Origin of the sequence: Streptomyces sp. 8K308 (genome assembly GCF_004348315.1) — a bacterium.
In the GTDB taxonomy this organism is placed as follows: domain Bacteria; phylum Actinomycetota; class Actinomycetes; order Streptomycetales; family Streptomycetaceae; genus Streptomyces.
The window spans coordinates 1-6,484 of sequence record NZ_SMKC01000377.1 but is presented as its reverse complement, the minus strand read 5'-3'; the positions used below and the strand labels follow the sequence as shown (position 1 = coordinate 6,484).

Sequence of the window (6,484 nt, the reverse complement as noted above, 5' to 3'; positions counted from 1 at the left end):
GGCGTGGCGCGCTCCGGGAGGCGGCGGCGTTCGGGGACGTGGTGCTGGTGGCCGTGCCGAGTCAGGTCGCGGTCGAGGTGGTGGAGGAGGCGGGGCCGTTGGACGGGAAGGTGGTGATCGACTGCACCAATCCGCTGGTGCCGGGCAGGGTCGCGTTGGCCACGGCCGGCGGTCCCGCCATGGCGGAGCGGATCGCGGCCGCCGCGCCCGGGGCCCGGGTGGTGAAGGCGTTCAACCTGGCCAGCAGCGAGTTCTGGCGGCAGGCCCCGGGCCCGGTGCCGCTCGGGGTGCCGGTCTGCGGGGACGACCAGGCGGCGGCGGAGACGGTGGGGCGGCTGGTCGCGAACCTGGGGTGCGTGCCCGTCCCGGGCGGTGGGCTCGACCGGGCGGGACTCCTGGAGGCGACGGCGGCCTATCTGATCGGACTGTGGTTCGCCGGGGTCGACGCGAGGACGGTGGTGCCGCCGCTGGCGCCGGACGGGGACCGGCCGACGCTCAACGCGCGCCCGGGAGGCGGTAGCGACCGTCCGGCAGGCGCTCGGCCAGGCCGTCCGTGAGCAGGCCCGACAGGGCGCGGGCCCGCTGCTCGGGGTCGTGCCAGACGCGGTCGAGCACCGACTGCGGCACCGGCGCCACGGCCTCGCGCAGCACGGCGAGCAGCTTGCCGCGCACCTGGCGGTCGGTTCCGGCGTAGGTCTGGCCGCGGCGGGCAGGGCCCTCGTGGGGCGGCGATCCCGCGCGACGCCAGGCGCACAGGTCGGCGATCGGGCAGCGCTCGCACCCCGGCGTGCGCGCCGTGCACAGCAGCGCGCCGAGCTCCATGGTGGCCGCCGCCCAACCGGCGGCGGTCGCCGGCTCCTCGGGGAGCAGCATCCGGGCCAGCTTGCGCTCGGCGGCGGTGGTGGCGTTGGGCGGGAACTGGGTGCCCGTCACCGCGCGGGCGAACACCCGCCGCACGTTGGTGTCCAGCACCGCGTGCCGCTGCCCGTAGGCGAACGACGCCACCGCGGCCGCCGTGTACTCGCCGACGCCGGGGAGCGCGAGCAACTGGTGGTGGTCGGTCGGGACCTCGCCGCCGTGCCGTTCCGCTATGGCGGCGGCCGCGCTGTGCAGGCGGAGCGCCCGGCGCGGGTAGCCCAGGCGGCCCCAGGCGCGCACCGCCTCGCCGGGCGCATCGGCGGCCAGGTCGGCGGGGCGCGGCCAGCGCCTGAGCCACTCCTCGTATACCGGCAGGACGCGGTTGACCGGCGTCTGTTGGAGCATGAACTCGCTGACCATCACGCCCCAGGCGCCGGCCTCGGGCCGACGCCAGGGCAGGTCGCGGGCATGCTTGCCGAACCACTCGATGACGCGGGAGTGGAGGGCGGTGTGGTCGTCGGCTGGCGTCGGCGCGCCGGTGGCGGTGCTCGTGTCGGTGGCTGTGGTCGCAGTCGTCGCAGTCATGGCAAGGCGATCCTGGCATGTCGCGGGCACGGCACAAAGCGGACCGCGCGCGCGTGTTGACCCGCGTAGTGCGAAGGGTGGGGCGCGAGAGAGTGACCGAAGTCTCGTAAGGTTTCCGCGTGGGATCTCTGCGTACTCCGGTCGGGCCGTTGCCCTCCTCCATCTACTGGCGTCGCAGGGCCGTTGTGCTGCTGCTCGCGCTGGTGGCGCTGCTCGTGTTCTGGGCGCTGCGCGGCGGTGGCGGGGGCGGGGGTGATGGCACGGACAACGCGGGCAACGACGGCGACGGCGGTCCCGCCGAGACCATCACGCCGGGATCGCCGCAGCCCTCGGAGTCGCTGATCGACGAACGCCCGGGCGGCCGTGAGGAGTCAACGGCCGACGAGGAGGACGGCTCGGCGGCCGCCGATGGCGGTGACGGCGACGGCTCGGGCGAGGACGCGGGGGCTGCCGACGGTGGCGGCGGGCAGCAGACGGACGCGGGCGGGAGCGGCGGCGGCGCGGCGCCCGACCCGGCGGGGCTGCCGGCCTGCGGCCCGGGCGAGGTCACGCTCTCGCTGCGCAGCGTGGCCAACGCGTACGGCCCGGACGACGAGCCGGAGTTGCGGCTGACCGCGCAGAACGCCTCGGGCGCGGCCTGCGCGCTGGACTTCGGGCTCGACCGGTTGACGCTCACCCTCTCGGACGCCGAGGACAACCTGGTGTGGTCCTCGGCGCACTGCCCGGAGGGCGCCGGCTCCGTGCCGACGGCCGTGCCGGCGGGCGGCACCGCGAGCCACGCGATCGCCTGGGACCAGCGGCACTCGTCCGGCGGAGCGTCAGACGTACCGCTCGAGGATGGAGGACTCGGCCAGCCGGGAGAGGCCCTCGCGGACCGAGCGGGCGCGGGTCTCGCCGACGCCGTCCACCGCCTGGAGGTCGTCCACGCTGGCGGCGAGCAGCTTCTGCAGGCCGCCGAAGTGGTCGACGAGGCGGTCGATGACCAGGCCCGGCAGCCTCGGCACCTTGGCCAGCAGCCGGAAGCCGCGCGGCGAGACCGTGGTGTCCAGTGCCTCGGGGGAGGCGCCGTAGCCCAACGCGCGGGCGACCGTGGGCAGTTCGAGCAGCTCGACGTGGCCGAGCGCGTCCAGGTCGGCGAGCGCGGCCGCGACCCGGCGGGAGCGCTTGCCGGCGGCGTCCGGGATGTAGTCCCGGACGATCAGCTGCCGCTCGGGCTCGACGCCGGCGATCAGCTCGTCCAACTGGAGCGACAACAGCCGGCCGTCCGTGCCGAGTTCAACGACGTACTCGGCGATCTCAGCGGCGATCCTGCGCACCATCTCCAGGCGCTGCGCGACCGCCGCCACGTCCCGCACGGTCACCAGGTCCTCGATCTCGAGCGCGGACAGCGTGCCGGTGACCTCGTCGAGCCGCAGCTTGTACCGCTCCAGGGTGGCCAGCGCCTGGTTGGCGCGGGACAGGATCGCGCCCGAGTCCTCGAGGACCCGCCGCTGGCCGTCCACGTAGAGCGCGACCAGGCGCATCGACTGGCTGACCGAGACCACGGGGAAGCCCGTCTGGATGGAGACCCGCTGGGCGGTGCGGTGCCGGGTGCCGGTCTCCTCGGTGGGGATGCTCGGGTCGGGCACCAGCTGCACGCCGGCCCGCACGATCCGGGAGATGTCCCGGTCCACGATGACCGCGCCGTCCAGCTTGCACAGCTCGCGCAGCCGCGTCGCCGTGAACTCGACGTCCAGCACGAAGCCGCCCGTGCACAGCGACTCCACCGTGCGGTCGACGCCGAGGACGATCAGGCCGCCCGTGTTCCCTCGGAGGATGCGCTCCAGGCCGTCCCGCAGCTGGGTGCCGGGGGCCACGGCGCTCAGCGCGGCCCGGAGCAGGCCCTCACCTCCGGAGCCACCCCCGGCCCTGGCCGGCCCCGCCGGCCGGTCGCTGGCTGCCATGCAATCCTCCGGGGAACGAGACGAATGCGCATGAGTCTACCGGCGCGCCTCCGCTCCCCGGCTGGGCTCTGCCGCCGGCGCCTCGTCGGCCGGCTCGCGCGGCCGCCTGGGACGGCGGGCGGGCAGCACCCGCAGCGCCTCCCCGATGTCCGCGACCTCGATCACCCGCATCCCCGGCGGCGCCTCGCCCGAGTCCGCCGGCACCAGCGCGTGCGTGAAGCCGAGCCGCGCCGCCTCGGTCAGCCGCCGCTGCACCCCGGTGACCCGCCGCACCTCGCCGGCGAGCCCCACCTCGCCCACCGCCACCAGGTTCTTCGGCAGCGGGGTGTCGCTCGCGGCGCTGGCCAGGGCCAGGGCGACGGCCAGGTCGGCCGCCGGCTCCGAGAGGCGCACCCCGCCCACGGTCGCCGTGTAGATGTCGTTCTTCCCCAGCGCCGCTATCTGGCCGCGCTGTTCGAGGACCGCGAGGATCATCGACACCCGCGAGGTCTCGAGACCCGAGGTGGTCCGCCGGGGCGAGGGGATCTGGGTGGCCACCGTGAGCGACTGCACCTCGGCGACCAGCGGCCGGCGGCCCTCCAGCGTGACCGTGAGGCAGGTGCCGGGCACCGGCTCGTCCCGCCGGGTGAGGAAGAGGCCCGAGGGGTCGGCGAGCGAGGTGATGCCCTCGTCGTGCAGCTCGAAGCAGCCCACCTCGTCCGTGGCGCCGTACCGGTTCTTCACGCCGCGCACCAGACGCAGCCTGGCGTGCCTGTCGCCCTCGAAGTGGAGCACCACGTCCACCAAGTGTTCGAGCAGCCGGGGACCGGCGATCGCGCCGTCCTTCGTGACGTGGCCCACCAGGATGGTGGCCATGCCGCGCTCCTTGGAGGCCCGGATCACCGCGCCCGCCACCTCGCGCACCTGCGCCATGCCGCCCGGCGCGCCGTCGATCTCCGCGGAGGCGACCGTCTGCACCGAGTCGAGCACCAGCAGGGCCGGCTTCACCACGTCCAACTGGCCGAGCACGGACGCCAGGTCCGTCTCCGCGGCGAGATAGAGATGGTCGTGGATGGCGCCGATCCGGTCGGCCCGCATCCGCACCTGGCCGGCCGACTCCTCGCCCGTGACATAGAGCGTCGGCTGCTCGGCCGAGGCCGCCTTGGCGGCCACGTCGAGCAGGAGCGTGGACTTCCCGACGCCCGGCTCGCCGGCCAGCAGCACCACCGCGCCCGGCACCAGACCGCCGCCGAGCACCCGGTCGAGCTCCGGCACCCCCGTGCCCCTGGCGGTGACCCGATGCCCGTCCACCTGCCCGATCGGCAGCGCCGGCGAGGCGACCCTGGCCACCGGCGACGTGCGCAGCGCGGGCGCCGCGCCGACCTCCTCCACCGTGCCCCAGGCGTGGCACTCGGGGCAGCGGCCCAGCCACTTGGCGGTGGACCAGCCGCACTCGGTGCACCGGTACGCGGGACGATCAGCTTTGCGAGCCATGCGCGGAACGTTACCGGCTGGCACTGACACCTCACCGTGGCCCCTGTCATCCTGAACTCACCCGATGGGGGGAACCTCGCGCGGGTGGCGTGGTGCGCGACCTTCGGGCGCCTACGGTCGCTGGGTGATGACCCGCCGTTCCAGCCTGCCGGCCTACCGTTCCGGCCTGCCGGCCTACCGGTTCGAAGGCGCGTCCCGCCGCGCCGCGCGCGCCGGCGCACGCGGCGCCGCGCCACCCGTCCAACAGCCGCGCGCCGACGCGCACCGCGCCCCGCCAGAGCGTGGGGCACGCGCTGAGCCACCGCGCGTCGAGCCGCAACGCGTGACGCCTTCGCGTGCGGAGCCCTGGCGTGCCGACCGCCAGCGCGTCGAGGCCGCGCTTGCCCAAGCGTCGCGTGCGGAGCCTGCGCCCGCTGACCGTGCGCAGGTCGAGTTCCAGCGTGTCGGGCGTGAGCGCGACGACCGGCGGCGCGACGACCGCCGCCGGGACGACCGGCGGCGCGACGACCGGCGGCGGAAGGCCGGCTCAGCGGCCGCGACCGGGCGGCGGCGCGGCGCTCGCCCGGCGGCCGGCGGGCCGGCGCGGGGCCCGGCGTACGACGAGGCGTACCTGGACGGTCTCTTCACCTACTGCCTGTCCATCATGTGCGAGCACGACGCCGCGACCGCCGCCCTCGGCGAGGTGCTGGCGCTCGCCGAGCGCCAGCACGAGCGCGCCCGCCGCCCCGCCGCGCCCGAGCTCCAGCGCCCCTGGCTCTACGCGCTCGCCCGCTGGGTGTGCGTGCGTCGGCTGGCCGCCGACCGGGACGGCGGCACGGCGGGCCCACGCGCCGTCGGCGACGACGCGGAGGCCAGGCACCGCCGGCGCGAGCTGGCCGCGCTCGCCTGGCCCGAGGCCGCCGGCACCACCCGGGAGCAACGCGAGGCCCTCGAACTCGCCGTCCGCCACCAGCTCTCGGTGCCCGAGGTCGCCCGCGTGCTGCGGCTCACCACCTCGGCCGCGCACGCCCTGCTCACCACCGCCGCCTGCGAGGTCGAGCGCACCAGGGCCGCGTTGGCCGCCGTCGACGCGGCCGGCTGCCCGGCCGTCGCCGCGCTCTCCGGCGACGACCGGATGCTGCTGCTCGGCCCCGGGCTCCGCGGCGAGCTGGTGCGGCACGTCGACGAGTGCCCGTCCTGCCGTCTCGTGGCGCAGCGGGCGATGGCCGGCGTCGGCTGGCCAGGCACCTCGCCGGGCGGCGCCGGCCGGCTCACCGTGCTGGCCGCCCCGTTGACCGCCGTGCGCGCTGCCAGGCTCGCGATCCACCGGGCCCGCGCCCAACACGGGCCCCGCTACGACCGGTTCGGCTTCCCGGTGGAGGAGCGGGACCGGGCGGCCCGCCGCGAGCGGCTGCGGGGCCGCGCCGTGACGACCACGGTGGTGGCCACCGTGCTGGCCGCGCCCGTGCTCGCGCTGTGGGCCGCCTACCGCTCGGCGCCCGTGATCGGCGACGTGGTCGACGGCGAGGACACCGCGGCCACCGCCGAGGACGGCGCCGTCCCGGGCGCCGAGCCGGTGCCGGACGGCGGCGGGCCCACGCCGGACGGGGGCGTGGCCGAGTGGACCGCCCCCGCCCCCGCTCCCG

The 6,484-nt window shown here is 76.4% G+C and carries 5 protein-coding genes and 1 pseudogene; 2 read left to right on the top strand and 4 right to left on the bottom strand.

The window, feature by feature from the left end; genetic code table 11:
* The coding region (locus E1265_RS31710) for an NAD(P)-binding domain-containing protein (RefSeq protein WP_132934422.1) at nucleotides 1-557 on the top strand (557 nt) is incomplete at its 5' end.
* Here the strand turns inward: E1265_RS31710 and E1265_RS31705 are convergent.
* From E1265_RS31705 to radA, 4 genes are all read right to left on the bottom strand, one after another.
* Nucleotides 496-1,443, bottom strand: coding sequence for an A/G-specific adenine glycosylase (locus E1265_RS31705; protein ID WP_132934421.1), 948 nt, complete (start codon nucleotides 1,441-1,443; stop codon nucleotides 496-498). The genes E1265_RS31710 and E1265_RS31705 overlap by 62 nt on opposite strands.
* Nucleotides 1,444-1,606: 163 nt before the next feature.
* Complete coding sequence (locus E1265_RS31700) at nucleotides 1,607-2,212, bottom strand: hypothetical protein (protein ID WP_132934420.1); 606 nt, start codon at nucleotides 2,210-2,212, stop codon at nucleotides 1,607-1,609.
* 49 nt (nucleotides 2,213-2,261) lie between these two features.
* A complete protein-coding gene (gene disA, locus E1265_RS31695; protein ID WP_132934419.1) occupies nucleotides 2,262-3,386 on the bottom strand; it encodes a DNA integrity scanning diadenylate cyclase DisA in 1,125 nt (374 codons plus the stop codon).
* A 36-nt stretch (nucleotides 3,387-3,422) separates the two neighbouring features.
* Nucleotides 3,423-4,859 carry a DNA repair protein RadA gene (gene radA, locus E1265_RS31690; RefSeq protein WP_132934418.1) on the bottom strand — a complete coding sequence of 479 codons (1,437 nt, stop codon included), beginning with the start codon at nucleotides 4,857-4,859 and terminating at the stop codon, nucleotides 3,423-3,425.
* Nucleotides 4,860-5,181: 322 nt separating this feature from the next.
* Between radA and E1265_RS37465 the strand changes: the two are divergent.
* Nucleotides 5,182-6,484 (top strand): annotated as a pseudogene (locus tag E1265_RS37465) (hypothetical protein); the annotation flags it as partial.